The 26,563-nt window shown below is 59.1% G+C and carries 28 protein-coding genes; 4 read left to right on the forward strand and 24 right to left on the reverse strand.

The window, feature by feature from the left end:
* The first annotated feature begins 228 nt into the window (after positions 1–228).
* A complete protein-coding gene (locus HF675_RS21680) occupies positions 229–879 on the forward strand; it encodes an OapA family protein (RefSeq protein WP_187043778.1) in 651 nt (216 codons plus the stop codon).
* Here the strand turns inward: HF675_RS21680 and HF675_RS21685 are convergent.
* From HF675_RS21685 to rpsF, 5 genes are all read right to left on the reverse strand, one after another.
* Positions 876–1,232: a DUF488 domain-containing protein gene (locus HF675_RS21685; protein ID WP_105229496.1), complete on the reverse strand. Its 357-nt coding sequence runs from the start codon at positions 1,230–1,232 to the stop codon at positions 876–878. The genes HF675_RS21680 and HF675_RS21685 overlap by 4 nt on opposite strands.
* A 102-nt stretch (positions 1,233–1,334) precedes the next feature.
* Positions 1,335–1,787: a 50S ribosomal protein L9 gene (gene rplI, locus HF675_RS21690; RefSeq protein WP_105229495.1), complete on the reverse strand. Its 453-nt coding sequence runs from the start codon at positions 1,785–1,787 to the stop codon at positions 1,335–1,337.
* Positions 1,788–1,826: 39 nt separating this feature from the next.
* A complete protein-coding gene (gene rpsR / locus HF675_RS21695) occupies positions 1,827–2,054 on the reverse strand; it encodes a 30S ribosomal protein S18 (RefSeq protein ID WP_000135199.1) in 228 nt (75 codons plus the stop codon).
* Between the two features lie 4 nt (positions 2,055–2,058).
* Positions 2,059–2,376 (reverse strand): primosomal replication protein N, encoded by a 318-nt coding sequence (priB, locus tag HF675_RS21700; protein WP_015344308.1) that lies wholly within the window; start codon positions 2,374–2,376, stop codon positions 2,059–2,061.
* Between the two features lie 8 nt (positions 2,377–2,384).
* Positions 2,385–2,783, reverse strand: coding sequence for a 30S ribosomal protein S6 (rpsF, locus tag HF675_RS21705; RefSeq protein ID WP_105229494.1), 399 nt, complete (start codon positions 2,781–2,783; stop codon positions 2,385–2,387).
* 451 nt (positions 2,784–3,234) lie between these two features.
* Between rpsF and HF675_RS21710 the strand changes: the two genes are divergently transcribed.
* Complete coding sequence (locus tag HF675_RS21710) at positions 3,235–3,501, forward strand: DUF1471 domain-containing protein (RefSeq protein ID WP_105229493.1); 267 nt, start codon at positions 3,235–3,237, stop codon at positions 3,499–3,501.
* A gap of 94 nt (positions 3,502–3,595) precedes the next feature.
* On the opposite strand, the gene yjfP is transcribed toward HF675_RS21710, so the two are convergent.
* Positions 3,596–4,348 (reverse strand): esterase, encoded by a 753-nt coding sequence (gene yjfP, locus HF675_RS21715; protein WP_187043779.1) that lies wholly within the window; start codon positions 4,346–4,348, stop codon positions 3,596–3,598.
* Positions 4,349–4,480: 132 nt separating this feature from the next.
* On the opposite strand from yjfP, the gene bsmA reads away from it, so the two are divergent.
* Complete coding sequence (bsmA, locus tag HF675_RS21720; RefSeq protein ID WP_111737863.1) at positions 4,481–4,801, forward strand: biofilm peroxide resistance protein BsmA; 321 nt, start codon at positions 4,481–4,483, stop codon at positions 4,799–4,801.
* On the opposite strand, the gene HF675_RS21725 is transcribed toward bsmA, so the two are convergent.
* The 18 genes from HF675_RS21725 to nnr form a co-directional block, all read right to left on the reverse strand.
* Positions 4,798–5,991 (reverse strand): glutathionylspermidine synthase family protein, encoded by a 1,194-nt coding sequence (locus tag HF675_RS21725; protein ID WP_111737864.1) that lies wholly within the window; start codon positions 5,989–5,991, stop codon positions 4,798–4,800. The genes bsmA and HF675_RS21725 overlap by 4 nt on opposite strands.
* A 2-nt stretch (positions 5,992–5,993) precedes the next feature.
* On the reverse strand, positions 5,994–6,626 hold the full coding sequence (locus HF675_RS21730; RefSeq protein ID WP_187043780.1) for a DUF1190 domain-containing protein: 633 nt from the start codon (positions 6,624–6,626) through the stop codon (positions 5,994–5,996).
* A gap of 29 nt (positions 6,627–6,655) precedes the next feature.
* Positions 6,656–7,054: a DUF350 domain-containing protein gene (locus tag HF675_RS21735; protein ID WP_105229488.1), complete on the reverse strand. Its 399-nt coding sequence runs from the start codon at positions 7,052–7,054 to the stop codon at positions 6,656–6,658.
* A gap of 84 nt (positions 7,055–7,138) precedes the next feature.
* Positions 7,139–8,767: an isovaleryl-CoA dehydrogenase gene (locus HF675_RS21740; protein ID WP_187043781.1), complete on the reverse strand. Its 1,629-nt coding sequence runs from the start codon at positions 8,765–8,767 to the stop codon at positions 7,139–7,141.
* A 130-nt stretch (positions 8,768–8,897) separates the two neighbouring features.
* On the reverse strand, positions 8,898–9,629 hold the full coding sequence (gene rlmB / locus HF675_RS21745; protein ID WP_015344301.1) for a 23S rRNA (guanosine(2251)-2'-O)-methyltransferase RlmB: 732 nt from the start codon (positions 9,627–9,629) through the stop codon (positions 8,898–8,900).
* Between the two features lie 60 nt (positions 9,630–9,689).
* On the reverse strand, positions 9,690–12,161 hold the full coding sequence (gene rnr, locus HF675_RS21750) for a ribonuclease R (protein ID WP_105229486.1): 2,472 nt from the start codon (positions 12,159–12,161) through the stop codon (positions 9,690–9,692).
* Between the two features lie 59 nt (positions 12,162–12,220).
* Entirely contained in the window at positions 12,221–12,646 is a 426-nt protein-coding gene (gene nsrR, locus HF675_RS21755) for a nitric oxide-sensing transcriptional repressor NsrR (protein WP_105229485.1), read from the reverse strand.
* Between the two features lie 307 nt (positions 12,647–12,953).
* The gene (locus HF675_RS21760) at positions 12,954–14,252 is read right to left on the reverse strand and encodes an adenylosuccinate synthase (RefSeq protein WP_105229484.1); all 1,299 of its coding nucleotides are present in this window, start codon (positions 14,250–14,252) and stop codon (positions 12,954–12,956) included.
* Between the two features lie 98 nt (positions 14,253–14,350).
* Positions 14,351–14,551, reverse strand: coding sequence for a DUF2065 domain-containing protein (locus tag HF675_RS21765; protein WP_015344297.1), 201 nt, complete (start codon positions 14,549–14,551; stop codon positions 14,351–14,353).
* A 62-nt stretch (positions 14,552–14,613) separates the two neighbouring features.
* Positions 14,614–15,618: a protease modulator HflC gene (gene hflC, locus HF675_RS21770; RefSeq protein WP_105229483.1), complete on the reverse strand. Its 1,005-nt coding sequence runs from the start codon at positions 15,616–15,618 to the stop codon at positions 14,614–14,616.
* Between the two features lie 3 nt (positions 15,619–15,621).
* On the reverse strand, positions 15,622–16,866 hold the full coding sequence (gene hflK, locus HF675_RS21775; protein WP_105229482.1) for an FtsH protease activity modulator HflK: 1,245 nt from the start codon (positions 16,864–16,866) through the stop codon (positions 15,622–15,624).
* A gap of 115 nt (positions 16,867–16,981) precedes the next feature.
* The gene (gene hflX, locus HF675_RS21780) at positions 16,982–18,262 is read right to left on the reverse strand and encodes a ribosome rescue GTPase HflX (protein ID WP_111737867.1); all 1,281 of its coding nucleotides are present in this window, start codon (positions 18,260–18,262) and stop codon (positions 16,982–16,984) included.
* 98 nt (positions 18,263–18,360) lie between these two features.
* Entirely contained in the window at positions 18,361–18,669 is a 309-nt protein-coding gene (hfq, locus tag HF675_RS21785) for an RNA chaperone Hfq (protein ID WP_015344293.1), read from the reverse strand.
* Positions 18,670–18,784: 115 nt separating this feature from the next.
* Positions 18,785–19,726: a tRNA (adenosine(37)-N6)-dimethylallyltransferase MiaA gene (gene miaA, locus HF675_RS21790; RefSeq protein ID WP_105229480.1), complete on the reverse strand. Its 942-nt coding sequence runs from the start codon at positions 19,724–19,726 to the stop codon at positions 18,785–18,787.
* Positions 19,719–21,608 carry a DNA mismatch repair endonuclease MutL gene (mutL, locus tag HF675_RS21795; RefSeq protein ID WP_187043782.1) on the reverse strand — a complete coding sequence of 630 codons (1,890 nt, stop codon included), beginning with the start codon at positions 21,606–21,608 and terminating at the stop codon, positions 19,719–19,721. Before mutL ends, miaA begins: the two co-directional genes overlap by 8 nt.
* A gap of 19 nt (positions 21,609–21,627) precedes the next feature.
* Complete coding sequence (amiB, locus tag HF675_RS21800) at positions 21,628–23,382, reverse strand: N-acetylmuramoyl-L-alanine amidase AmiB (protein ID WP_187043783.1); 1,755 nt, start codon at positions 23,380–23,382, stop codon at positions 21,628–21,630.
* A gap of 16 nt (positions 23,383–23,398) precedes the next feature.
* A complete protein-coding gene (gene tsaE, locus HF675_RS21805) occupies positions 23,399–23,860 on the reverse strand; it encodes a tRNA (adenosine(37)-N6)-threonylcarbamoyltransferase complex ATPase subunit type 1 TsaE (protein WP_105229477.1) in 462 nt (153 codons plus the stop codon).
* 10 nt (positions 23,861–23,870) lie between these two features.
* Positions 23,871–25,385 (reverse strand): bifunctional ADP-dependent NAD(P)H-hydrate dehydratase/NAD(P)H-hydrate epimerase, encoded by a 1,515-nt coding sequence (nnr, locus tag HF675_RS21810; RefSeq protein ID WP_187043784.1) that lies wholly within the window; start codon positions 25,383–25,385, stop codon positions 23,871–23,873.
* On the opposite strand from nnr, the gene queG reads away from it, so the two are divergent.
* Positions 25,384–26,523 carry a tRNA epoxyqueuosine(34) reductase QueG gene (gene queG, locus HF675_RS21815; RefSeq protein ID WP_105229475.1) on the forward strand — a complete coding sequence of 380 codons (1,140 nt, stop codon included), beginning with the start codon at positions 25,384–25,386 and terminating at the stop codon, positions 26,521–26,523. The two genes, nnr and queG, sit on opposite strands and share 2 nt — an antisense overlap.
* The last annotated feature ends 40 nt before the right edge of the window (positions 26,524–26,563 follow it).

A 26,563-nucleotide genomic window follows, 5' to 3' on the forward strand; every position in this document is an offset into this window, starting at 1 on the left:
GCATAACAGCGCCGGAAAGCCGGGTAAAATCTTGTGTCGAGAATGATGACTTTTCGCGTAGAAAAAGAAACAATGGCCTTCTGTTAATCCCCGTTGCCGCGTCCGCCGTGCAATCACGCAGCTGCCTTTCACATCAAACAGTTAGCGGACTATACTGAAAGCGGGTCATCGGACCGTCGGCACACCATTTGGTACTGTGGCAATTTACGCAGTTGAAGAGAGGTCACCATGGGCAGAATCGCGCCCAGGAGAAGGAAAACCACCCGCACCCAGCGGTCGTTGCTACGCGTCTGGCAACGTATCAGCCAACGCCTGAAGTTCGGCGCACCACGGCAGATGTCCGCAGGGTCGGATTCGCAGCAGCCGCCTGCAAGCGGTCAGGGACAGGGAATCAAAGCGCTACTGTTGAAAATCTGGCATTTGCCGGACGGCTTCGGCTGGCTGGAACCTTTGCCCTATTTCCACCGCCGCTGGGTCATCATCTTCGGCGCCGTGCTGCTGCTCTCGCTGTTGTGGCCCTATTCGCCGGAGCGCGATGAGCGCCCGTACGGTCGTGAGCCGCAAAACGTGCAACAGACGGATGCGCAGCCGCCCGCCACAGCATCGGATCCCGCCGGTCAGTGGCAGCGTTACCGCATTCAGCCCGGCCAGACGCTGGCGCAGCTGTTCCGCGACAACAGTCTTCCGGTCAACGAGGTGTTCGCCATGGCACAGGTGGAAGGCAATGATAAGCCGCTGAGCAATCTGAAAGCCGGGCAGGAAGTGCGTATCGAACGGGATAGCAACGGGGTGATTATCGCGCTGTCAGTCACCACGCTCGACAATAATCAGGTGACCTTCCGTCGTCAGTCCGATGGCGGCTACCGCCGCCAGCGCTAAGCCGACAACCGTTCCAGGAGGAAATCGCGCAGCACAACGCCCTGGTTGTGCTGTGTGTCCTTGCTGCCGTACAGCAGGGTCAGACACTCGCCCTGCCGCAACAGCGCTGTCAGCGGCTGCCAGGCGCTGCTGGTAGCCAACTCCTGCCGATAGCGCGCGACAAACGCGTCCCACTGGTCAGTATGATGATGGAACCACTGGCGCAGTTCACCGCTGGGCGCCACCTCTTTCAGCCATTCAACGCCTTCCAGCCGCTGCTTGCTGATGCCGCGCGGCCACAGCCGATCGATAAGAAAACAGTGCGGCGCCGGGCCGCTGAAGTCATACACCCGCAGTAATCGGATCTGCGTCATCGTTGCCTCCTTGTCGTTCCTGGCACCATAACGCATTTTACCGGCGACAGAAAAGCAAAACGCCAGCACGAGGCTGGCGTTTTGCTTGGGTGGCAATCGCGATTAAGCGACAGCAACCACAACTACATTCAGCTGTGCGAACACGTCGCTGTGTACCTGGAAGTGCACTTCGTGCTCACCAGTGGTACGCAGAACGCCGTTCGGCAGGCGAACTTCGCTCTTGGCAACGTCAACGCCTGCAGCGGTAACTGCGTCAGCGATGTCGCGGGTGCCGATAGAGCCGAACAGTTTACCTTCGTCGCCTGCTTTAGACTCGATGGTAACTGTCGCCAGTTCGTTGATCTTGGTTGCGCGCGCTTCAGCAGCAGCCAGAACGTCAGCCAGTTTGGCTTCCAGTTCAGCACGGCGTGCTTCGAAGAACTCGACGTTTTTCTTGGTAGCAGGAACAGCTTTGCCCTGTGGTACCAGGAAGTTACGGGCGTAGCCCGCTTTAACGTTAACTTGATCACCCAGGCTGCCCAGGTTTGCTACTTTATCAAGCAGAATAACTTGCATTACCTTATCCTCTCAAAGTCGTTAATGGACAGTGGCCGATTACTGATGACGATCAGTGTACGGCAACAAAGACAGGTAGCGCGCGCGCTTGATAGCACGGGCGAGCTGGCGCTGATATTTTGCACGAGTACCGGTGATACGGCTCGGGACAATCTTACCACTTTCAGTGATGTAGTTTTTCAGCGTAGCGATGTCTTTATAGTCAATCTCTTGAACGCCTTCCGCGGTGAAACGGCAGAACTTGCGACGACGGAAATAACGTGCCATTTGGCTAGTCTCCAGAATCTATCAATTCAATCTGCTCGGCATGCAGGACCAATTTGTTCAGGCCGTTGCGCCCTTGATGGCAGCTAACAAAACCTTGAACGGTAACCTGACTGCCGACCGTTAATCTTTGAGTCAGTGCTTGTGACTGTTGTCCGCTGACAACCACGGGCATGCGGCACCATGCTTGTCTGCTGAATCCGGCTTCTGTCTGCGTCGATCTGTGCTCAAGCACAAACTGGCAGTGGGGAATGCCGGAAGGACTTACCTTTCGCACCGGTTGCTTGCACAGCGTGCCAGACAAAACCAGACGATTAGTCGTCACGGCGGCAATTACTCTTCAGAATCCCCAGCATCTGCTTCTTCAGTGGTTTCGTTAGAGAACTCTTCGCGGCGCTCGCCACGACGTTCGTCTTTCGCTTTAACCATTGGAGATGCTTCAGTTACCGCGTGCTTAACGCGCATAACCATGCTGCGGATAACGGCGTCGTTGAAGCGGAAGTTAGTTTCCAGCTCATCGATCGCTTCCTGCGGAGCTTCAACGTTCAGCAGAACGTAGTGAGCTTTGTGCAGTTTGTTGATCGGGTAAGCCAGTTGACGGCGGCCCCAGTCTTCCAGACGGTGAATCTGACCTTGCGCGTTAGTGATGGTAGCACTGTAACGCTCGATCATGCCCGGAACCTGTTCGCTTTGGTCAGGATGGACCATAAAAACGATTTCGTAATGACGCATCGAATTGCTCCTTACGGATTATTCAGCCTCCTGTCAGGGTCAACCGCGGCCCATGGAAGCAAGGAACGTGTTTGTGTGCGGCTGAAAAATGACGCGTAATCATACTGGCGCAGGGGCGGAAACTCAAGAACAGAGTGGGATTTATTCACCGTCAGGCGGCGGGAAAGTAAAAACCGCACAATTTGCCATGGCAAAGCAGCAAGGACACGCGGCCGCACAGGCGGGAATCTTTCAATAAAATCATCATCAACCGCGACGCTTTATTCATATTTTTTGAAAAACCCCATCAAATAGCTGCGCTTTTTTATCTGTGAGAACGGACTAGAATTAAACATATCCGCCGCAGACAGCGCGACGAACAGATTCAAGGTTATTCAAGACAGACAAATAACTTTTTGCCCCACGATCATCGCTGCCGGACCGACCGGGCCAAAGAGTTAAGCGAGGCTTTATGAAACACGCCACTCTCGCCATGCTTGCAGTATTGCTGTTTTCCAGCGGTGCGATGGCCGCAGAAGAGATCGACGCCCGCCAGGCTTCACAGCGCCAGAGCATCGGGTTTGTCACCCTGAACCGCAACGTGGTGTCTCCCGACGACGCCGAGGCGCAGGTCAGACAAATCGCCGAACGACGCGGCGCCGGCGCTTATCGCGTCATCGCCATGCATGAGCCGGGCAGCAACGCGTCGATTCACGTCAGCGCCGAACTGTACCGCTAACCGAACGATCAACGCCAGGGAACCAAGCCGCAGCCAAAAGCGGCAGTCTAAAATGGTAATCCAACCCAACGCCCCCTGCTTGCAGGGGGCTTTTTTATAACGCGGCGCGGAAAAAACCCACGCAGGCGTCCAGCGCCGCCGGCGTAATGCGGTGCTTCACGCCCGCCTCAACCGCCACCGTCAGCCGCTCGGCCAGACCGCGTTCGCGCAACACCTGCGCCAGTCGCAGGCTTTCCGCCGCGGGCACCACATCATCGGCCTCGCCGTGCCACAACAGCAGCGGGCGTTCGGCCAACTTATCCCACTGCCGCTCAAACTCATCATCCGCCAGCGGCGCCAGGTATGCGGCATGCTGCGCGTCAGCCAGCGGTTGCCCGTGTGCATCCAGCGGCGGAAACAGCGTGCGTGACAGCGAGGTAAACGAACCGGACCCCATCAGGCTGGCCGCCGCGGCGATCCACGGATAGCGTGTCAGCGCTCCCAGCGTGGTCATGCCGCCCATCGACGCCCCGGCAACGCCGACGCGCGCACCGTCAATCAGCCCGCGCTGTGCAAAATGCGTCTGCAGCGCCGGCAGTTCGTCGATATTGCTTTTCAGGATGTCCCAGAACTGCGCCAGCCGCCGCTGCTCATCGCCATGATAGCGTTCGCCATGCTGAGCGGCGTCCGGCAATATCACGCGGAATCCGGCCTTCGCCAGCGCATAGCCAAAATAGGCATACACTTCTTTCGATGAGCAGTAACCGTGATAAAAGAACACCGTCGGCAGGGGGTGCTCATATTTCCCGGCCGGCACCGCATGAATAACCGCAATTTCCCCAACGCGTTCGTCAAATAGCTCAACCATCGATAAACCTCTTATTGCTCCGCAAGCCGCTCTATCATGGCAAAAAAACGCCGTGAGCATTAGCTCATTCTGTTCCAGCTTATGCTTAAGCATTACACTTGGGGTATTGCGATGAAAATAGCGAGGTCGCCGATGACTCTTACACGCACTGCCGCCCTGCTGACGCTGCTGACGCTGCTGGCCGCGTTATCCGGCTGCGGCCTGATGACCACCACGCCCAAACCGCCGCCGCCGCCAATTGCCGGACAGGCGCAGGAGGTCATCCGGGCGCAGACCTTTGGTCTGGAAAAGATGACCACCGTCAGCGCGCTGGTGCACGGCAGCCCGATGAACGTGGAAGACGCCATCCAGAAAAAGGCCACCGCCAGCGGCGCCCGCTACTACCTGATTATTATGAACAGCGAAACCGTGGTGCCCGGACAGTGGTACTCACAGGCCATTTTGTATCGCTAAGCGATAAAGTGCGGCACAAAGCGTGACGTGTCTTTGGTGATCGGCGAATTATCTTCCCGCAGACCGATGCCTGCCGCCCGATCGCCCACCAGCCAGCTGCCGATCAGCGTATAGTCATCGCCAAAACGCGGCAGCGGCGCGCAGGCCTGCCAAATCTGCGCTTCCTGCGCATAGTCGCCGCCGGTCATCGCCTCACAGCGCAACCCGTCCCGATCGCTGAACATCGCCACATTGGCGCCTTCGCGGGAATACAGCGGCTTACGTACAAAACCGCGCCACTGCGCGCCCATCTCTTGCGCCAGTCGCCAGCCCGGCCGCTGCACCTCCTCGGCAAAATAGGCCGGCAGCAGGTTCGGATGGCCGCGGTGCCAACGCCACAGCAAGGGCAGAATCCCCTTGTTGCTCACGATGCTTTTCCACAGCGGCTCCAGCCATTGCGTACGGCCGCCGCGCAGCGCGGGGCCGAAATCGTCGCGCATCATCCATTCCCACGGATAGAGCTTAAACGCCTGACGCAACGTCCGATCCTGCAGGTCGGTAAATACGCCGCCAACGCCGAGACCAATCTCCTCCATATGCAGAAAACGGGTGTCCAGCCCGGCCTGACGCGCGCAGTCCTCCAGATAACGCACGGTACCGCGATCCTCCTGCGAATCGCGACAGCAGCAAAAGTAGAGCGGATCGGCGCTGCGCCACAGCGCAAAGCGCTGGATCAGCTGTTCCTGCAGGGAGTTAAACTGGTCTGCCCCTGCCGGAATGCGCCCGGCCGCCACCGAGTCCGCCAGCCAGAGCCATTGGAAAAATGCGCTTTCGTACAAAGAGGTCGGGGTATCGGCGTTATACTCCAGCAGCTTCACCGGCCCGCTGCCTCCCCAGGCAAAATCCATCCGGCCATACAGCGACGGCTCTTGCCGCCGCCAGCTGGCGGCGATGGCATCCCAGTAAAGTTCAGGGATCGCCAGCTGCGTCAGCAGGGCATCGTCCGCCACCACTCGACCGACCAGATCCAGACACATGGCGTGCAGCTCTTCGGTCGGTGCTTCAATCCCCTGTTCTATCTGTTGCAGGGTAAAACGGTAGGCGCGCGACTCATCCCAATAAGGCTCGCCGTCGATGATATGAAAGTGGAAACCGTAACGGGCGGCGATGTCTGCCAGGTTGCGGCGCGGCGTCATCGGTAAACGTAGCACCGTTACCCCCCCCAACTGCGCGATGAAGAGCCAAAACCGCCGCGTGAGACCGTCTGCGCCGACGCCGGCTGAACGTTGCCCGCGCTTTTCAGGCGCCAGCTTTCGCGGTCACCCGGCGTTTGCAGCTCATTGAACCTGTCGCGCGAGCGGAAGAAGGGACGCGCGCGCGAACTTGCACCGCCGCCGTAATAGCTACCTCCGGACGAGGAGGAAGACGCACCGCTTTCATCATCCTGAGCATTCGTCGCCAGCGTAAAGCCCGCCATCCTCGGGATAAAGTGTTGCGTAGGTAAATCATAGGTGCAGTTATACGCGCCGTAGTGGGACTCGCAGCTGTCTATCCGAGTAAACCCCAGGCTACCGAGCCGCAGCGCTTCCTGCGCCTGCTGATAGCTGTTCTGGCACACTGCCCGACTATTGCCGGCATCCACGCAGGCGGACACCGAATGATAAATCACCGCCTGCTCGGGCGCGGGGTCATCCAGGCTATACCACACCGCGCCGGCTGCGCCGCCCATCAACACCAGCGTCAACAGCTGCGGCGACTTGCGTGTGGTCGACGGTGATGAATAACGCTTGAACGCGGGTGTACTCTGCGTGTTGCGCGCCGTCTGCGCGCGCCGTTTGCCGGCCATGGCCTGTACCTTCCGTTTTCGTTAATTGATTAATATGTCATGCACGCCGCATTCAATACGCCGCCGCTGATGGAGACGCCGCCGAGGAAAATCCCCGCCGCCAAATGGTTGGCCTCAATTTTATCGCTGATGCGCGGCATATAGACTTTCACTGCGGCAAACAGCAGCAATTGCACCACCAGCGCGACCGCGCCCCAGATAACGTAATCCAGCAGGCTGACCGAGTTGATCGCCGCGCTGGCCAGGGGAATCACGTACCCCAGACAGGCGCCGACGAAACCGAATGCGGCAGACTGATTATTCTGTTTAATCAATGCCCATTCGTCATGCGCCGTGATGCGGGTGTAGATAAACAAAAAGACCAGCACCATGGCAAAACCACTGAAAAAGTAGGCGGCAAACGCCGCCAGTGCGCTAATGATATCCATATAATCCTTCCTGAACGAGAGTCGTTATCCCTTTACGGGCCGATGCCGTGTGACAAAATGTTTCACGCCGGCGCTACTTTATGCCTAGCCGCCCATCGCTCTGTCAAGCAGCGATGCGCACAGCATCTCCGGCAGTACGCGATCGCCGCGCGCATCCAACGCCATCTGACACCAGGCCTCCGCCAGCGGCGGCGCTGCGCTGCGCAACAGCTGCGCCGCCGCAAACAGATTAAACAGCTGCGCCGTCATGCTCCGCCCCTGCGCCTCCTGTCCCTTACGCAGCTGCTGCATCAGCTGTCGCCACTGGCGATCGAAGTGGCGGTTCTGCCCTTTGACCTCGCTGAACTCCTGCTGTACCGCCTCCTGTACCGCGCTGCTTTTCGTCCAGGCGCGCAACACGTCCAGGCTCATAATATTGCCCGAACCTTCCCAAATGCTGTTGACCGGCATCTCGCGATACAGACGCGGCAGTTCGCTCTCTTCGCAATAGCCGATGCCGCCCAGCGCCTCCATCGCCTCGGCGACAAAAGGGCTCCCCTGACGGCAGACTTCAAACTTCGCCGCCGACGTCATAATGCGGCTCAGCCCCTGCGCCAACGGGCTGCCAACGTCGCCATAGGCGCGCGCCAACCGCATCAGCGCCGCGACCTGCGCCTCTAGCCGTAGCGCCATACGCGCCAGCTGCTGGCGCATCAGCGGCAGTTGGATCAGCGTTTTGCCGAAGGCCTGGCGCTGATGGGCGTGATACAGCGCCACCGACAGCGCACGACGCATCAGCCCGTGGCTGCCGAGCGCACAGTCAAAGCGGGTCAGCGCGCCCATTTTGAGGATTTGCCGCACGCCATCGCCCTCGTCGCCCAGCAGCCAGGCGCTGGCGTCAAGAAACTCCGCCTCGCTGCTGGCATTTGAACGGTTGCCGAGCTTGTCCTTCAGCCGCTCCAGCCGCACCGCATTACGCGTGCCGTCGGGCAGGATACGCGGCAGGAAAAAGCAGGACAGCCCGCCGCCGGTCTGCGCCAACACCAGATGCGCATCGCTCTGCGGCACCGAGAAAAACCATTTGTGCCCCACCAGGCGGTAAAGCTCGCCGTTGCCACGTCCGGCCAGCGGCGTCGCGGTGGTAGTGTTGCTCAGCACGTCGGAACCGCCCTGCTTTTCCGTCATGCCCATGCCGATCAACAGGCCGCGCTTCTGCGCCCCCGGCAGCAGATGGGCATCATAACGGTCGGACAGCAGCGGCGGCAGCCAGTCGCTGAACACCGCCGGCAGGGTGCGCTGCAACAGCGGCGTGGCGCCGTAAGTCATGGTGATGGGACACAGCGTGCCGGCCTCCACCTGCGCATGCAGCATAAAACGCGCCGCACGGGCGACCACCGAACCAACGCGCGCTTCCTCCTCCCACGGCAGGTTGTGTACCCGGTTAGCCACCAGCCCCTGCATCAGAATGTGCCAGGCGGGATGGAAGCGAACGTCGTCGAGCCGCTGGCCGCAGGCGTCGTAACGCAATAACTCCGGCGGGTTGGCGTTGGCCAGCCGCCCCAGCTCTAACGATTCCTGGGTGCCCAGCTGTTGTCCCAGCGAGGCCAACACCTCGCTGTCCCAGCCGGCCTGCTCGCGCTGCACCGCCTCGCGCAGCGGCGTATCGGAAAGAAAAAGGTTGCTGTTGCCCAGCGGTTTGGGCTGATTAAAGACATCGTGCGTATGCCAGACCATAGACCTGCTCCCTGTTCAAGACCTCAGCAAACAGTATGGCCGACGTGACGATTTCTGCCGCAGGGCGGCGCACAGGATGGGATATAGGCGGGGGAAAACAGCGGGCCAGACGATGCCTGACCCGCAGGGATCAGCTGCGCTGGCGCACCGCTTCGAACAGGCAAACGCCGGTGGCGACCGACACGTTCAGCGAGGAAACGCTGCCCGCCATCGGAATGCTGATCAGCTCATCGCAGTGCTCGCGCGTCAGACGGCGCATGCCTTCGCCTTCTGCGCCCATCACCAGCGCCATCGGCCCGGTCAGCTTGCTCTGATACAGCGTATGATCGGCTTCGCCGGCGGTACCGACAATCCACACGTTCATCTCCTGCAGCAAACGCATGGTGCGCGCCAGGTTAGTGACACGGATCAGCGGCACGCTTTCCGCCGCGCCGCAGGCCACTTTCTTCGCCGTCGCGTTCAGCTGCGCGGAACGATCGCGCGGTACGATCACCGCATGCACGCCGGCTGCGTCGGCGCTGCGCAGGCAGGCGCCAAGGTTATGCGGGTCGGTCACGCCGTCCAGAATCAGCAGAAAAGGCGTATCGACGCTTTCCAGCAGCCCCGGCAGGTCATTTTCCTGATACTGGCGGCCTTCGCGTACGCGGGCGACGATCCCCTGGTGCACCGCACCTTCCACCTTGTCATCCAGCCACTGGCGGTTAGCCACCTGAATCACGATGCCGGTGGCTTCCAGCTCGGCGATCAACGGCTGCAGACGGCGGTCGTCACGGCCTTTCAGGATAAACACTTCCAGGAAGCGTTGCGGGTCACGTTCCAACAGGGCTTTAACGGCGTGGATACCGTAAATAATTTCGCTCATGATGCTCTTTTAACCGTGCGGCCGACGTCGGTCGGCCGGTGATAATTACCGTGCGGCAGGTCAGCCCTGCTCCGCACCTTTCGTCTTGCCGGCACGCTTGGCCTTGGTGGCCGCGGCAATCTTTTTGGTTTTGGCCGATGCTTTCTTCGCTTTGGCCTTCTTGTCTTTCTTCACTTTGCCCGCTGGCTTGGCGTCATCCTTACGGAAGGCGCTGTCCGGCTCAAAGTTGGCCGGCGCTTTGCCGCCGCGACGCTTACGGCCATTGCCGTTGCCGTCACGCAGCGTACGCTGCCCGCCTTTCTTTGCCCGCTCGCGTTCGGTTTTACCTTCGCCGCGCGGCTTGCGGGTGCTGGAGATCAGCACGAAATCAATCTTGCGCTCATCCATATGCACCGCCTCAACGCGGATTTCCACCGTATCACCCAGACGATAAACCATTCCGGAAGATTCGCCGATCAGCCGCTGACCGATATTATCGTAGCGGTAGTAATCGTTATCCAGCGTCGAGACGTGCACCAGACCGTCGATAAACAGATCGTTCAGGCGGACGAAGAAGCCAAAGCCGGTTACGCTGGCGATAATGCCGGTAAACTGTTCGCCGACGTGGTCTTGCATAAAGTCGCACTTCAGCCAGTCGGCCACGTCGCGCGTGGCTTCATCGGCACGGCGCTCGGTCATCGAGCAGTGCAGACCCAGCTGCAGCATCTCGTCGAGATCGCTGTGCCAGCCGCCGGTCGGCGTCCAGCGATGCTGAGGCTCGCCGTGCTCTTTCGCCAGTTGGTATTTAATCGCCCGGTGCAGCGCCAGATCGGGATAACGGCGGATCGGCGAGGTAAAGTGGCCGTACGATGACAGCGCCAAACCGAAGTGGCCGCGGTTTTCCGGATCGTAAATCGCCTGCTTCATCGAACGCAGCAGCATAGTCTGCAGCATTTCATGATCCGGGCGATCGGCCACTTCATCCATCAGCGTAGCGTAATCCTTCGGCTGCGGCTTATTGCCGCCGCCCAGCGTCAGCCCCAGCTCGCCCAGTACGCTGCGCAGTGCGGAGATATGATCGTCGCTCGGACGATCGTGCACACGGAACAGCGCCGGCTCGTTACGCTTCTCAACAAAGCGCGCCGCGGCGATGTTCGCCAGGATCATGCACTCTTCGATCAGTTTGTGCGCGTCGTTGCGCACCGTCGGCTCCACGCGTTCAATGCGACGCTCGGCATTGAAAATAAACTTGGCCTCTTCGGTCTCAAACGCGATGCCGCCGCGCTCGGCGCGCGCCTGATCCAGTACCTTGTACATGTTGTGCAGTTCCTGCAGGTGCTTGACCAGCGGATGATACTGCTCACGCAGCTCCTGGTCGCCCTGCAGAATGTGCCACACCTTGGTATAGGTCAGACGCGCATGAGAGCTCATCACCGCCTCATAGAACTTGGCGGTGGAGAGGCGCCCCTGCGCGGAGATGGTCATTTCACACACCATGCACAGGCGATCGACCTGCGGGTTCAGCGAGCACAGTCCGTTGGACAACACTTCCGGCAACATCGGCACCACCTGCGACGGGAAGTATACCGAGTTGCCTCGGCCGCGCGCCTCGTCATCCAGCGCGGTGCCCGGACGCACGTAGTAGCTGACGTCGGCAATGGCTACCCACAGCCGCCAGCCACCGCCGCGCTTTTTCTCGCAGTAAACGGCGTCATCGAAATCACGGGCGTCTTCGCCGTCGATGGTAACCAGCGGCAGCTTACGCAGATCCACGCGCCCCTGTTTGGCCTCTTCCGGCACCTGCTCGCTGAGATCGGCCACCTGTTTCTCCACCTGCGGCGGCCAGGTATGAGGAATTTCATGGGTGCGCAGCGCGATATCCACCGCCATGCTGGTGCCCATTTTATCGCCGAGGATCTCGACGATTTTCCCTACTGCCTTGGTGCGGCGCGTCGGACGCTGGGTCAGCTCAACCACCACCATATAGCCCATGCGCGCACCGGCTACCGCATCGTTCGGGATCAGGATGTCAAAGCTCAGGCGGCTGTCGTCAGGCACTACAAAACCGGTGCCGGCATCCATAAAGAAGCGGCCGACAATCTGGCTGGTTTTCGGCACCAGCACCCGCACAATGCGCGCCTCGCGCCGTCCTTTACGATCCGCACCCAGCGGCTGCGCCAGCACCACATCGCCGTGGATTGCCATTTTCATCTGTTCTGCGGAGAGATACAGGTCGTCTTTGCGCCCTTCAACGCGCAAAAAACCATAGCCGTCGCGGTGGCCGATCACCGTGCCGCGCAGCAGATCCAGCCGCTCCGGCAGCGCGTAGCACTGGCGGCGGGTAAACACCAGCTGACCATCGCGCTCCATGGCGCGCAGGCGGCGACGCAGCGCCTCCAGATGTTCATCACTGGTCAGGTTCAGTTCTTTTGCCAGCTCTTCGCGGCTGGCCGGCGTCTCACGCTTGGCCAAATGGGCAAGGATGAATTCGCGGCTCGGGATTGGGGATTCGTATTTTTCTGCTTCTCGTTCCAAGAATGGATCTTGTGACATTGCGGTTCCTCCGTTGTCATCAGCAGGATGTCGCTGAGCCTTGTCTTCTCAACGACGTTTTATTCGACAAGCAATAGCTTGTAGAGCGGCGGATTATCTTCAACCATATCGGCCAAAGTGTAGTTATCCAACTCTTCAAGGAAATTCTGTACCCCTTGTTGCAGTACCTGCTTCAGTCGGCAGGCCGGGGTGATGTGGCAAAAATCGCTGCTGCAGTTAACCAGGGCAAGCGGTTCCAGCGCCCGCACCACGTCGCCAAGACGAATGGTTTCAGCCGGTTTGCCTAGCCGGATGCCGCCATTTTTACCGCGTACGGCCGTAACCAGGCCAATACGGCTCAGTTGGTTGATTATTTTCACCATATGGTTGCGGGATACGCCATACACCTCGGTCACTTCCGAAATGCTGGTCATTTTATCCTTCGGGAGCGATGCCAGATAAATCAGCGCCCGCAGGCCATAATCAGTAAAACTTGTTAACTGCACGTTTACCTCTGGGCACGATAGGGCCCGTTTGCGTTTAATGTGCCGCTTTCGGCATTTTTCAAAAGATTGCTATTGGATAATAAACCAGCCGGTGAGTTTGCCGCTAATTATTTAGCGCATGAAAGACTTTACGACAGAACGGTGACGGTGTTTTGACGGGAACCGCAGAGAGTGGGAATAACCGCTATCCTCAGCGCCATACGCGCTGTGTTGACTCAATTCAGTGATACGGGCACGGCCGACAGAGCGCAAGCCGGAAAAAAACAAACCGGGACTCAGCCCGGTTTGCTTCATGCAGAAAAACCGATTATGCGTCGAACGGGTCGCGCAGAACCATGGTTTCGCTGCGGTCCGGGCCGGTAGAGATAATGTCTACCGGTACGCCGGTCAGCTCTTCAAGACGCTTGATGTAGTTCAGCGCCGCCTGCGGCAGCTTGCTGTACTCTTTTACGCCAAAGGTGGTTTCGCTCCAGCCAGGCATGCTTTCGTAGATCGGTTCAATACCTTCCCAACCTTCTGCCGCCAGCGGTGTGGTGTTCATTTCGCGGCCGTCTGGCATGCGGTAGCCCACGCAGATTTTCACTTCTTTCAGACCATCCAGCACGTCCAGCTTGGTCAGGCAGAAGCCGGACAGGGAGTTGATCTGTACCGCACGACGCACGGCAACCGCATCCAGCCAGCCGGTACGACGACGACGGCCGGTGGTAGCGCCGAATTCGTTGCCCTGTTTGCACAGGAACTCGCCGGTTTCGTCAAACAGTTCGGTCGGGAACGGACCTGCGCCAACGCGGGTCGAGTAGGCTTTCACGATGCCCAGCACGTAATCGACGTAACGCGGACCAATGCCGGAGCCGGTGGCAACGCCGCCAGCGGTGGTGTTGGACGAGGTGACGTACGGATAGGTACCGTGGTCGATATCCAGCAGCGTACCCTGCGCGCCTTCGAACATGATCAGGTCGCCACGCTTACGCGCGCCGTCCAGCAGTTCGGAAACGTCAACCACCATTGCGGTCAGGATATCGGCAATGGACATCACGTAGTCCAGCGTAGACTGGAAGTCGACCGGTTCGGCTTTGTAGTAGTTAACCAACTGGAAGTTGTGGTATTCGATGATTTCTTTCAGCTTAACCGCGAAAGACTCTTTATCGAACAGATCGCCAACGCGCAGACCGCGACGGGCAACTTTATCTTCGTAAGCCGGGCCAATACCGCGGCCGGTGGTGCCGATGGCTTTCGCGCCGCGCGCTTTTTCACGGGCCACATCCAGCGCAACGTGGTAAGGCAGGATCAGCGGACAGGCTTCGGACAACAACAGACGCTCGCGTACCGGGACGCCGCGCGCTTCAAGTTCGCCCATTTCTTTCATCAGCGCGTCAGGCGCCAGTACAACACCGTTGCCGATGATGCTGGTGACGTTTTCACGCAGGATGCCAGAGGGAATCAAATGAAGAACGGTTTTTTCACCGTTGATAACCAGAGTGTGGCCAGCGTTATGGCCACCTTGGTAGCGCACAACATATTTAGCCCGTTCAGTCAGCAGGTCAACGACCTTGCCCTTACCTTCGTCACCCCATTGGGTGCCCAGTACGACGACGTTCTTACCCATTTTTCGAAATCACCGATTGCTTAAAAATGGATTCTAGCACCGTAATTTCAGAGTTTCAGCACTTTTCGCATACGATTGCGTATTTTTTCGGCTAAACTTCAGCCACCAAGGCGCGTGCTCAACATATAGTAGATCACGATGCCGGCAACCACTATTCCACCGCCGAAACGACGCAACGTGGCGTCCGGTAATTGCGAAATCGTCAGGATCATTTTACGCCAGGCGCGCGGAAACAGCATCGGTCCCAGACCTTCCAGCACCAGAACCAAACCTAACGCCAGCCAAATTGTTGCATTCATGCCTTACCCCAAAAAAGAAGGGGCCCGTGCTAACACGGACCCCCGGTCACTGTTTTAACGCCTTATTTACGCGACGAATCCGGCGATTTCATATAGCGGAAGAAATCGCTGTCCGGGCTGAGCACCATCACGTCCTGGTTCTCTTTGAAGCTGGCTTCATAAGCACGCAGGCTACGGATAAAGGCATAGAAGTTAGGATCCTGGCTGAACGCGTTGGCAAACAGCTTGGCCGCTTCGGCATCCCCTTCACCGCGGGTGATACGCGCCTGACGCTCGGCTTCCGCCAACGTACGCGTTACCTCGTAGTCCGCGCTGGCGCGCAGCTTCTCGGCTTCTTCCTGGCCCTGCGAACGCAGACGACGTGCTACCGCTTCACGCTCCGCGCGCATACGCTGGTAAATGGCATCGGACACTTCCGCCGGCAGGTTGATCTGCTTGATACGCACGTCAACCACTTCAATACCCAGCGCCGCCATGCTGTTCGGATTCACCTGCGGCTGTTTGCCGGTGGTTTCACGCTCAACACGCGCCGCCGCAGAGGCGATAGCGTCGTCGGCTTCGGTCTTCGGCAACTCTTCGCCGTTATTCAGCGTACCGGTGTTCAACGCATCACGCACGTCGGACATCAGCTTGCCGCGTGAGTCGGTCACGATGTCTTTCACATCCAGACGGCCGATTTCAGAACGCAGACGGTCACTGAACTTACGCTTCAGCAGTACCTCGGCCTGGGAGACGTCGCCGCCGCCGGTCGCCAGATAGTAACGGCTGAAGTCGCTGATGCGCCATTTCAGGTAGGAGTCGACGATCAGGTCTTTCTTCTCGCTGGTCACGAAGCGATCGGCCTGATTCTCCATGGTCTGAATGCGCGCATCCAGATTTTTCACCGATTCAATAAACGGGATCTTGAAGTGCAGGCCCGGCGCATAAATCAGCGGTTTGTTTTCGTCATCACGCAGTACCTTGCCGAAGCGCAGAACGATGCCGCGCTGGCCTTCCTGCACCACAAACAGTGAAGCATAAAGCGCCACCAGCACCACGAGGAGGATAACTACAAAAGACTTACGCATTGATTATTGTCTCCCTACGCGAGTGGTATCGTCACGCTGCGCATTCGCCCGGCGTTGGTCCATAACCGAACCGCTGTTCTGCGGTTTGCTGCCGGCGTTGCTGCCGGAAGTCGACGGCGCAGGGTTGAGACGAATCAGGCTGGTGTCTTTGTTGCCGCTGTCGCTGGATGCGCCGGCCTGGCCGCGCAGCATCTGCTCCAGTGGCAGCACCATCAGGTTGTTGCCTTTGTCATTCACCAGCACCTTGCGGGTATGGCTCAGGACTTTTTCCATGGTTTCGATATACAGACGCTCACGGGTAATTTCCGGCGCTGACTTGTATTCCGGCAGCAGTTTGGCAAAGCGCGCCACCTCACCCTGGGCTTCCAGGACGGTACGGTCTTTATACGCTTTGGCGTCTTCCAACAGACGCTGCGCCTGACCGTTCGCACGCGGCTGAACTTCGTTGGCGTAGGCTTCCGCTTCACGGATGTACTGCTGCTCGTTCTCACGTGCTGCGATAGCATCATCGAATGACGCCTTCACCTCTTCCGGCGGACGCGCCGCCTGGAAGTTGACGTCCAGCAGCGTGATGCCCATTTTGTACGGACGCACGGTCTCTTCCAACATGCGTTGGGTATCGTTACGCACCACGGTACGCCCTTCAGTCAGGATGCGGTCCATGGAATACTTGCCGATCACGCCGCGCAGGGCACTGTCGGTCGCCTGGCTCAGGCTGTCGTCAGCGTTCACCACGCTGAACAGGTACGCTTCCGGATCGGTCACGCGATACTGCACGTTCATCTCGACCCGCACCACGTTCTCATCGGAAGTCAGCATCACGCCGGATGCAGCCAGTTCGCGCACCGACTCCACGTTCACCGGACGCACTTCATCAATAAAGGTCGGCTTCCAGTTCAGGCCCGGCTGCACCAGATGGCTGAACTTGCCGAAGCGTGTGACCACGCCGCGCTCAGCTTCCTTAATGGTATAGAAACCGCTGGCCGCCCAAATCACCACCACAGCAACCGCCGCGATGCCGATGATACGGCCGCTGAAGCCCGCGCCGCTGCCACCGCTATTGCCGTTAGAGCCTTTGCCTCCGCCCAGGCCGCTCAATTTCTTGCTCAGCTTGCGGAAGATATCGTCTAAATCAGGTGGCCCTTGATCACGACCGCCTTTGTTACCGCCAGAGTTGCCGCCATTATTATTGCTGCTCCCCCACGGGTCGCGGTCCTGTCCGTTATTACCGGGCTGATTCCACGCCATGTTTTAGCTCCATTATTCTGTGATTGGGTACTTCAGGTTCACGCGCGGGCCACAGCAAAAATTTGCCGCCCCTATAATGCCCGCAGACCGAGTGCACAAATGTAACAGGATATGATCATACTATAAAGTTAATCAGATCGTGTTCCTGTTTACACAGGCGACGCCACTCCACTATCGGCATACGCACCACCATGCCAATGCTGCCGTCTTCTTCGTTCCACTCTTTTTCGATTGCCTGAAGCTGGTAAAAACGGCTACGAAGACGGCCTGCCCGTGGCGGTAAGCGCAGCTCATGATGCGCGATTTCCCCCGATAAGCGCTCCGTCAACGCCTGATACAACAACGGAATACCTTCCCCGCTGACGGCGGACAGCCACACGCGGATCGGTAAATTTTCATCGTTGCGGTCGATACGCGGAACAAAATCATCCAGCATATCTATTTTGTTCATCACCAACAGTGTAGGTATCTCGTCCGACTCGATCTCTGTCAGCACGCTGTTTACGGCTTCAATGTTCTCGTCAACGCGGCTATCTGCGGCGTCGATCACATGCAGCAGCAACGATGCCTGCCGCGTTTCCTGCAGCGTCGCCTTAAAGGCGGCGACCAGGTCGTGCGGAAGATGTCGAATAAACCCTACGGTATCCGCCAACACCGTATCGCCGACGTCTGCGACGTCGATGCGTCGCAAGGTGGGATCCAGCGTGGCAAACAGCTGATCCGCCGCGTAAACCTCGGCGGATGTCATACGGTTGAACAGGGTGGACTTGCCGGCGTTGGTATAGCCGACCAGTGAGACGGTCGGCACGTCGGCGCGGGTACGCGCCCGTCGGCCTTGTTCACGCTGCTTCTCTACCCGCTCCAGGCGGCGCAGAATCAAGCTGATACGATCGCGCAACAAACGACGGTCGGTCTCTAATTGGGTTTCCCCCGGCCCGCGCAGGCCGATCCCCCCTTTCTGGCGCTCCAGGTGCGTCCAACCACGCACCAAACGCGTGGCGATATGGCGCAACTGCGCCAGCTCTACCTGCAGCTTGCCTTCATGAGTACGGGCGCGCTGGGCAAAGATGTCTAGAATCAACCCGGTGCGGTCGATAACCCGGCATTCACACAGACGCTCAAGGTTTCTTTCCTGCGCCGGGGAAAGGGCATGATCAAACAGGACAACAGACGCGCCGCTGGCTTTCACCGCATCTGCAATTTCTTCGGCCTTTCCTTCACCGACAAAGTACTTCGGGTGCGGGGCTTTGCGGCTGCCAGTCACCACTTGCAAAGCCTGAACACCGGCTGAAGAAACCAGCGACTCGAATTCGCTGAGATCTTCCGTATCTTTGTCCTGCGAGAAATAGATATGAACCAGTACGGCCTGCTCACCGGCTTCATAACGGTCAAACAAGCGTGCAACCTCTCAAACGGATATCAACCGCGAGTGTGGGGGACATAAACAGCGCAAGGCTGCTTACGTTCCCCGTCATGGTTGTCTTGCAATGCGCCTTATTCAGCGTCATCGCTTTCCTGCTGCGGCTGTTGCTGCGCAGACGGATTATTACCATGGTGATAGTTATTGCTGCCGCCGCTCGGATTGTTGCTGTGATGCGAAACCGGGCGCGATGGGACAACGGTAGAAATAGCGTGCTTATATACCATCTGGCTTACTGTGTTTTTCAACAGAATGACAAACTGGTCAAAAGACTCAATCTGGCCTTGCAGCTTAATACCATTCACCAAATAAATAGAAACCGGAACACGTTCACGACGCAATGCGTTCAGGAACGGATCTTGCAAAGATTGCCCCTTAGCCATTCTATCTTTTCCTTATTTGCTTGTTGTTTGTAACTAAGAACCTGTCGGCTCTAAAATGTACGACCTAAAAAAATTTGCGCGCTGAATACTCATCAATTGTACACAATCAATCAGCCTATGCACTAACAACCTGTGTCACCGACGCCAAAGCCTCTCCCGGCTTTTCGCTGTCCAGCCAGCGGACTGACTCCCAGCCCCGTAACCAGGTCATTTGACGTTTGGCCAACTGACGCGTTGCGCAAATACCACGATAAACCATTTCATCGTAACTAATTTCGCCAGACAAATATGACCACATCTGGCGGTAACCGACACAGCGAATGGAAGGCAAATCCGTATGCAAATCACCCCGCGCGAAAAGTGCGCGCGCTTCCGTCTCAAAACCTGCCGCCAACATTTGATGGAACCGCAGCTCAATGCGTTGATGTAACAACTCACGGCTGTTCGGCGCTATCGCAAATTGGTGAACATGATACGGCAACGATTCACCCGAAATTTTAGTCAGTTCCGTTAAAGTTTTACCCGAAATAAAAAAAACTTCCAGTGCTCTGGTCAGTCTCTGCGGATCATTCGGATGAATTCTTAACGCCGCTACCGGATCTATCTGATGTAACTGCTGGTGCAGCGCCTCCCAACCTTGCTCCGCCGCCTGCTGTTCAATACGTTCACGCACCGCCGCATCAGCGGACGGCAGCGGGGAAAGCCCCTCCAGCAACGCCTTGAAATACAGCATGGTGCCACCCACCAGCAGCGGAATGCGCCCGGCGGCGGTAATCTCGGCCATCTCTTTCAGCGCGTCGGCGCGAAAGTCCGCGGCGGAATACGCCTCAGCGGGATCGCGGATATCTATCAGCCGATGCGGCGCCTGCGCCAGTTCTTCGGCGCTCGGCTTGGCGGTGCCGATATCCATCCCGCGATAAATCAGCGCCGAATCGACGCTAATCAGCTCTACCGGCAGCTGCTCGCGCAGCGCCATCGCCAATGCGGTCTTGCCCGACGCTGTCGGCCCCATGATAAAAATCGCCGGAGGCCGCGGCGTTATTGCTGTTTCAGTCATGTGTAAGGGCTGCCAGTGCAGCCTGTAAATCAACAGGTTGTAAGAGACCGCTCGGTGGCGCTTTGACCAGCTGCGGGCAAAGTCGTTCAACGTCGGTCAGTAATTGTATCGCTTGCGAGGCGTTCCACTGTTCATGTTCACTGCCAAGATGGCGGGCAAACCAGGTGGCCAGCACCTCAGGCGACATCGCTTTATGGTCGGCCAGATAGCCTAACAGTTCCGGAATCAACTTTTGTAAATTTTGTTGGCGTAACGGTAAAGGCACTGCGCGCAACGTCACACGCCCGTGATCGACCTGCAGCTCCATCCCCATTTTCACCAGCAGCGCCTGATGCGCCGTGCAGGCGGCAACCTCCGCCTTTTCCAGCGTCAGTTTTACCGGGATCAGCAGCGGCTGCGGGCGCAGCCCCTCTTCCGGCGGCGTCAGCTGCGCCTGGCGCAGCCAGCGCTCGGCCACCGGCAGGTTCAGCAACGACAGACGCTGTTGCTGCTCCATCAGCGCGTAGCACGGCGGGTACACCATCAATACCCGGCCGAAACCATGCTGGCTGCCGGCCAATGCCGGCTCCTGCGGTACCTGTGTCGTTTTCGCCGACGGGAACAGCAGCGGTTTCTCTTTGGCAGCGGCCGGCGCCGGTTCAGGCGTCGCCTGCATCAGGCGCCCATACAGCTCGCCTTCACGCTTCTGGTAGCCGGCGCCGCCGTGATAGCCCTGCGGCGCACGCTCACGCACCGGTGCGGAAGATGCCGTTTCACGCCGTGGCGCGCTCTCTGGCACGGGCTGAGAAAAGTGATTGCCGCCGGCGGCGACGCGGTTTTCCGGCTGCCAGGCCGGCGCGGGCTCCTGCTGCTCCGCTTCTTCCGACAGCGGCAACGGCTCCTGCCCCACCTGCTGCAGCACCGTAGTCACCGCCTGATAGATAAAATCATGCACCAAACGCGCCTGATGAAAACGCACCTCATGCTTGGCGGGATGCACGTTGACGTCCACCTGATGCGGATCGACGTCCAGATACAGCACGTATGCCGGCTGCTGCTCATCCTGCAGCTGGTCCTGATACGCCTGGCGGATCGCGTGGTTGATCAGCCGGTCGCGCATCATCCGGCTGTTGACGTAGCAGTACTGCATATCGCCAAGCGCCCGCGCACCTGCAGGGGCCGCCACCCAGCCGCGGATGGTTAAATCGCCGTGCTGCCAGGAAACCGCCAGCGCATGCTGTAAAAACGCCGGGCCGCAGATGCTGGCAAGACGGCGTTCATGCTGGCTCTCTTCTTTCGCCGCACGATACTGACGCATCAGCTTGCCATTGTGACTGAGCGTGATTGCCACATCGAAACGCGCCAGCGCAATGCGTCGCACCACTTCGTCGATATGGCCGAATTCGGTTTTTTCGGTGCGCATGAATTTACGCCGCGCCGGCGTATTGTAAAACAGATCCAGCACCTCCAGCGTGCTGCCTATCGGATGCGCCGCCGGCTTGACCGTCACCGCCTGCTCGCGCCCTTCGGCATAAGCCTGCCAGGCTTCCTGCTGCTGGGCAGTGCGCGAAGTCAGCGTCAGGCGCGATACCGAGCTGATACTGGCCAGCGCTTCGCCGCGAAAGCCCAGGCTAACGATCGCTTCCAGATCGTCGAGGGTGGTGATTTTACTGGTGGCGTGCCGCGCCAGCGCCAGCGCCAGCTCTTCCTTACCAATACCGCAGCCGTTATCGCGAATACGGATCAGCTTGGCGCCGCCGCGTTCAATCTCAATATCAATGCGCGTGGCCCCGGCATCCAGGCTGTTCTCCACCAGCTCTTTCACGACCGACGCAGGCCGCTCAACCACTTCTCCGGCGGCGATCTGGTTGGCAAGCTGTGGCGGTAACACCTGGATTGACATGCGGGTTCCCCTTGATGGTTCAGGTATGCGGAATGGTCAGCGTCCGATCCAGCGGCGCGACGTCCGACTTCAGGCGATTGGCGCTTTTCAGGGCACTGACGCTAACGCCATAATGTACGGCAATAGAAGACAGCGTATCACCGCGCACCACTTTATGCCGCGACGGTTTGCTCACGCCGCCGTGCGTTTTGGCGATGTGCTGACTGCCGGCAGCGGCGCCCGCCGCCGGCACTTTCAGGCGCTGTCCTACCCATACGCCGTCTTTCTTCAATTTATTGAGGTTATGCAACGCCGTCATGCTGGTGCCGTAACGGCGGGCAATTGCAGAGAGCGTTTCCCCTCTGCGCACAACGTGAATCTGCGTTTTACCCCGGTAACTGCTGCTAACGTCTGGTGAAGCCGTGTTAACCGCCGCTGCGACGTCCAGCGGTCGGTTTTCCACCTTTGGGTCGGCTTGTAGCGGATGCGACAGGAAGTAGCTGCGCAGACCGCGATGAATCGCCTTGGCTAGCTTTTCCTGATAGTCGCTACTGCCCAGCAGTCGCTCCTCCGAAGGGTTGCTGATAAAGCCGGTTTCCACCAGCAGGGAAGGAATATCCGGCGAGCGCAGCACGCCAAGACTGGCCGGCTGCGGACGGCTCTTGTGCAGCACGCCGATAGTCTGCATTTCACTCAGCACCTTCACCGCCACATCATAGCCCACGCGCTGCGAATGGCCGAACTGCAAGTCCAGCACCGCCTGGCTGAGATACGGATCGGCCTGATTGCTGGCCAGCAGATCGCCCGCGCCGCCCAGCAGCTCGGACTGTTTCTCATGCTGTTCCAGCCAGTTGGCCATTTCACTGTTGGCACGGCGGTTATTCAACACCCATACTGACGCACCGGTCGCTCTTCGGTTTGGCGCCGAGTCCGCGTGGATCGACACCAGCACATTAGCCCCTTGCTTACGCGCCACTTCCGAACGCCCCATTACCGACACAAAATAGTCGCCGGTACGCGTCAGCACCGGTTTGAACATCGGATCTTTCTCCAGCAACGTCTCCAAACGGCGGGCAACGGCAATGGTTACGTTCTTTTCACGCAACCCGTTTTGCCCCAGCGCGCCGGGATCCTGGCCGCCGTGGCCGGCGTCGATCGCCACCACGACGCGGTTGCCCGAACCGGCGGACACGCGGCTGCTGCGCGGCGTTTCCGCCGTTGCTGTGCCGGCTACCACGGTCGGTTTTTCCTTGAACGGATTGCTGCCGGATGAGCGGGTAGACGCCACATGGCGCACCGGTTCTTCTGTTTTCGTCACCAGCGGTTTACTGGCCAGCGGCTTACTGGCCGCCGGCGCGGGCGCCTGGCGCACAACGTTATTGCTGCCCGTGGCGGCAATGGTAAACACCACGGTATACACGTTGCCGTTCTGCCGCGTGACCGCGCGGGTTTTCGCGCGCTGCGTCAGCTCAAACACCAGGCGCACGCTCTGCGCGTCTTTCGGCGCGCTGGAGCGGATGCGTTTCACCAGATTCTGGCCGCTGAAGTTAAGCGGCAGGCCGCTGACTTTGCCGCTCTGATTGACGTCCAGCACTACGCGCTCCGGCCCGTGCAGCGGGAAGAACGCATAGGCCGGCGGGCCGTTAAAGCTGACCGCGACGGTCGCCTCGCGCTGGGCGTTGGTGACTTTGATATCCGCCAGCGACGATGACGCCGCCTGCGCCAACGACGGGCCAAACAGCCCCATCGCGACGATCAGCGCCATGCCGAGGATTTTCTTTAGTCCATACATCATGTTGGCGTCATCCCTGTTACCCGTGGATTCGGTCGATGAGTTGGCTGCCATAGTCGGACAGTGCGTCCAGACGCGCTTCCCGGCCTTGATCCTGGTAGCTCAGATGCAGCGCCAAATCCGGCGGCGGCAAGACACCCGCGCCCTGCTGCGGCCATTCCACCAGGCAAATGGCATTCTGCGCGAAGTAGTCGCGAATGCCCATAAATTCGAGTTCTTCAGGATCGGCCAGCCGATACAGATCAAAGTGATAAACCGACAGCGGCTCCAGAGCATAAGGCTCCACCAGCGTATAGGTCGGGCTTTTCACATTGCCCTGATGGCCCAGCGCCTGCAGGAAACCGCGGCTGAAGGTCGTTTTACCGGCGCCCAAATCCCCATACAGGTAAATGACGCTGGCCCGATCGCACGCCTGCGCCAACGCGGCTCCCAATTCAACCGTCGCTGCCTCATCCGGCAGAGGTAACACGAGTTCTTTCATTCGATAATATCTATTTTGCCAACTGAGGATTAACGTAATAGGGGATCGCCGGCAGTAAATCGGTCGCCAGCAACCCTCTGGTGCCCTGTTTTTCCGCCACGCTATCTGCGGCAACGCCGTGGACCACACAACCGGCGCAGGCGGCATCATACAGCGAGAGCTTTTGCGCCAGCAATCCGCCGATAATACCCGCCAGCACGTCGCCCATACCGCCGGACGCCATACCTGGGTTGCCGACATCGGCAATCGCCATCGCGCCGTGCTCATCGGCGATCAGCGTCCCCGCGCCTTTCAGCACCGCAACGCCGCCATACTCCGCCGCCAAACGTCGCACGGCAAGTAAGCGATCACTTTCAATGTCAGCGGTGCTACAGCCCAACAGCCGCGCCGCTTCGCCGGGATGCGGCGTAATAACACGATTCTGACGCTTCTCGGGATTTAATGCCAGCAGGTTAAGCGCATCAGCATCCCATAATGTTGGTTTATCGCTGGATTGGAGAACTTTCAGCGCATTCTGACCCCACGCCTCCTGCCCAAGACCCGGGCCAATTACCGTGACATCAGCCCACGCCTGCGCCCGCTGCAGGGCCTCGTCATCCAGCGCTTGCACCATCAGCTCGGGACGCGCCGTCAGCAGCGGCGCCACATGCTCATAGTGAGTAAGTACTCGCACAAGACCTGCACCGCTGCGCAGCGCCGCTTCAGCGGCCATACGTATCGCACCGCCAAAGCCGCGATCGCCACCGACCAACAGCAGGCGCCCGTGTTCGCCTTTATGAGAACACGGACGGCGCGGTGGCAGCCATCCCGCCAGATCGGGCGCACTAACGCGCTGAATCTGCACCGGTTGCTGTGCCAGCCAGTCAGATAATCCTAGCGTACTCTGATGAAGTTGCCCGACCCAATCGCGCGCCTGGCCGGTCAGCAGGCCCGGCTTCAATCCGATAAAGGTGATGGTGTGCGCGGCGCGGATCGCCGCACCGGGAACCGCGCCGCTGGCCGCCAGCAGTCCGGAGGGAATATCCAGCGCCACAATCGGCAGCCCGCTGTGATTGGCCGCCTCGATTAATGCCGCCACCGGCGCACGCGGCGCGCTCGTCAGCCCGCTGCCCAGCAGGCCATCGATGATCAGGTCGATATCCGCCGGCCAGCGGCTGTCGCTCGCCAGTTCCAGACCGCCGGCATCCAGCCAGGCCTGGCGCGCCGCCGCTGCCTCCTCTGGCAAGGGGCGCGAACCTGTGCTGGCGATCAGCGTCACCCGCACGCCGGCTTCGGTGGCCAGACGCGCGACCACATAGCCATCACCGCCGTTATTGCCATGCCCGCACAGCACCAGCCAATGACGCGCAGTCGGATAGCGATCGCAAGCCAGTTGGTAAGCCGCCCGGCCTGCACGCAGCATCAGTTCGTACAGCGATATCCCGGCCGCCGCCGCCGCTAACGGCTCCGCCTGTCGGATCCAGTCCGCAGGCCAGACAGAGTGTGGTAAACTGACAGCGTATTGTTTCTCACTATGGCCCGTCATGACACACCCTCTCGATCTCAATCAACTCGCCCAACATATCAAGCAATGGGGGCAATCGCTAGGATTCCAGCAGGTTGGTATCTGCGATACCGATCTGAGCGCAGAAGAGCCCAAATTGCAGGCGTGGCTTGATAAGCAGTACCACGGCGAGATGGAATGGATGGCGCGCCACGGCATGCTGCGCGCCCGGCCGCATGAGCTGCTGCCCGGCACTCTGCGGGTGATCAGCGTGCGCATGAACTACCTGCCGGCCAAAGCGGCGTTCGCCAGCACGCTGAACAATCCGCAGCTCGGCTATGTCAGCCGCTATGCACTGGGGCGTGATTATCACAAACTGCTGCGTCAGCGCCTGAAAAAACTCGGCGAACAGATCCAGCAGTATTGCGGCGAACTGAATTTTCGTCCGTTTGTCGATTCGGCGCCGATTATGGAGCGCCCGTTAGCCGCCAAAGCCGGGATTGGCTGGGTTGGTAAGCACTCGCTAATTCTCAATCGGGAAGCCGGTTCATGGTTCTTCCTCGGTGAACTGCTCGTGGATCTGCCTCTGCCGGTCGACCAGCCTCAGGAAGAGCAGTGCGGACGCTGTGTGGCCTGTATCACCACCTGCCCGACCGGCGCCATCGTCGAGCCATATACCGTTGACGCCCGGCGCTGTATCTCTTATCTGACCATTGAGTTGGAAGGCGCCATTCCGGAAGAGTTTCGCCCGCTCATGGGCAACCGTATTTACGGCTGCGACGACTGCCAGCTGATTTGCCCGTGGAACCGTTTCTCACAGCTGACCGACGAAACAGATTTCAGCCCGCGCGCGGCGCTGCACGCTCCGCAGCTGATCGATCTGTTTTCCTGGAGTGAAGAGAAATTTCTGCGCATCACCGAAGGCTCGGCGATTCGCCGCATCGGCCATTTGCGTTGGTTGCGTAACATTGCCGTTGCGCTCGGCAATGCGCCGTATCAGGAAGCGATTCTCAGCGCCCTGCGCACGCGGCTGGGGCAAAGCGAACTGCTGGATGAACATATCGAGTGGGCGCTGCAACAGCAGCTCGCCCGCCGTACCGAACACCGCATTGAAGTACAAAGCCCGCAGAAAAAACGGTTAATACGCGCTGTGGAAAAAGGATTACCCAGAGATGCCTAATGCCAATGGCAGACCTATCGGCCAGTCCTGAAGGTCACCT

Source organism: Serratia sp. JUb9, from assembly GCF_014298095.1.
In the GTDB taxonomy this organism is placed as follows: domain Bacteria; phylum Pseudomonadota; class Gammaproteobacteria; order Enterobacterales; family Enterobacteriaceae; genus Serratia_B; species Serratia_B rhizosphaerae.

Coding starts and splice junctions, on each gene's coding strand:
- hflK (WP_105229482.1), bottom strand. CDS start 16,866: ATGGCGTGGAATCAGCCCGGTAATAACGGACAGGACCGCGACCCGTGG.
- rpsR (WP_000135199.1), bottom strand. CDS start 2,054: ATGGCACGTTATTTCCGTCGTCGCAAGTTCTGCCGTTTCACCGCGGAA.
- queG (WP_105229475.1), top strand. CDS start 25,384: ATGACACACCCTCTCGATCTCAATCAACTCGCCCAACATATCAAGCAA.
- HF675_RS21735 (WP_105229488.1), bottom strand. CDS start 7,054: ATGGATATCATTAGCGCACTGGCGGCGTTTGCCGCCTACTTTTTCAGT.
- nnr (WP_187043784.1), bottom strand. CDS start 25,385: ATGACGGGCCATAGTGAGAAACAATACGCTGTCAGTTTACCACACTCT.
- hflC (WP_105229483.1), bottom strand. CDS start 15,618: ATGCGTAAGTCTTTTGTAGTTATCCTCCTCGTGGTGCTGGTGGCGCTT.
- mutL (WP_187043782.1), bottom strand. CDS start 21,608: ATGTCAATCCAGGTGTTACCGCCACAGCTTGCCAACCAGATCGCCGCC.
- HF675_RS21680 (WP_187043778.1), top strand. CDS start 229: ATGGGCAGAATCGCGCCCAGGAGAAGGAAAACCACCCGCACCCAGCGG.
- rplI (WP_105229495.1), bottom strand. CDS start 1,787: ATGCAAGTTATTCTGCTTGATAAAGTAGCAAACCTGGGCAGCCTGGGT.
- HF675_RS21685 (WP_105229496.1), bottom strand. CDS start 1,232: ATGACGCAGATCCGATTACTGCGGGTGTATGACTTCAGCGGCCCGGCG.
- tsaE (WP_105229477.1), bottom strand. CDS start 23,860: ATGAAAGAACTCGTGTTACCTCTGCCGGATGAGGCAGCGACGGTTGAA.
- HF675_RS21710 (WP_105229493.1), top strand. CDS start 3,235: ATGAAACACGCCACTCTCGCCATGCTTGCAGTATTGCTGTTTTCCAGC.
- HF675_RS21760 (WP_105229484.1), bottom strand. CDS start 14,252: ATGGGTAAGAACGTCGTCGTACTGGGCACCCAATGGGGTGACGAAGGT.
- hfq (WP_015344293.1), bottom strand. CDS start 18,669: ATGGCTAAGGGGCAATCTTTGCAAGATCCGTTCCTGAACGCATTGCGT.
- bsmA (WP_111737863.1), top strand. CDS start 4,481: ATGACTCTTACACGCACTGCCGCCCTGCTGACGCTGCTGACGCTGCTG.
- yjfP (WP_187043779.1), bottom strand. CDS start 4,348: ATGGTTGAGCTATTTGACGAACGCGTTGGGGAAATTGCGGTTATTCAT.
- HF675_RS21765 (WP_015344297.1), bottom strand. CDS start 14,551: ATGAATGCAACAATTTGGCTGGCGTTAGGTTTGGTTCTGGTGCTGGAA.
- HF675_RS21730 (WP_187043780.1), bottom strand. CDS start 6,626: ATGGCCGGCAAACGGCGCGCGCAGACGGCGCGCAACACGCAGAGTACA.
- rlmB (WP_015344301.1), bottom strand. CDS start 9,629: ATGAGCGAAATTATTTACGGTATCCACGCCGTTAAAGCCCTGTTGGAA.
- HF675_RS21740 (WP_187043781.1), bottom strand. CDS start 8,767: ATGGTCTGGCATACGCACGATGTCTTTAATCAGCCCAAACCGCTGGGC.
- miaA (WP_105229480.1), bottom strand. CDS start 19,726: ATGACTGAAACAGCAATAACGCCGCGGCCTCCGGCGATTTTTATCATG.
- amiB (WP_187043783.1), bottom strand. CDS start 23,382: ATGATGTATGGACTAAAGAAAATCCTCGGCATGGCGCTGATCGTCGCG.
- rnr (WP_105229486.1), bottom strand. CDS start 12,161: ATGTCACAAGATCCATTCTTGGAACGAGAAGCAGAAAAATACGAATCC.
- rpsF (WP_105229494.1), bottom strand. CDS start 2,783: ATGCGTCATTACGAAATCGTTTTTATGGTCCATCCTGACCAAAGCGAA.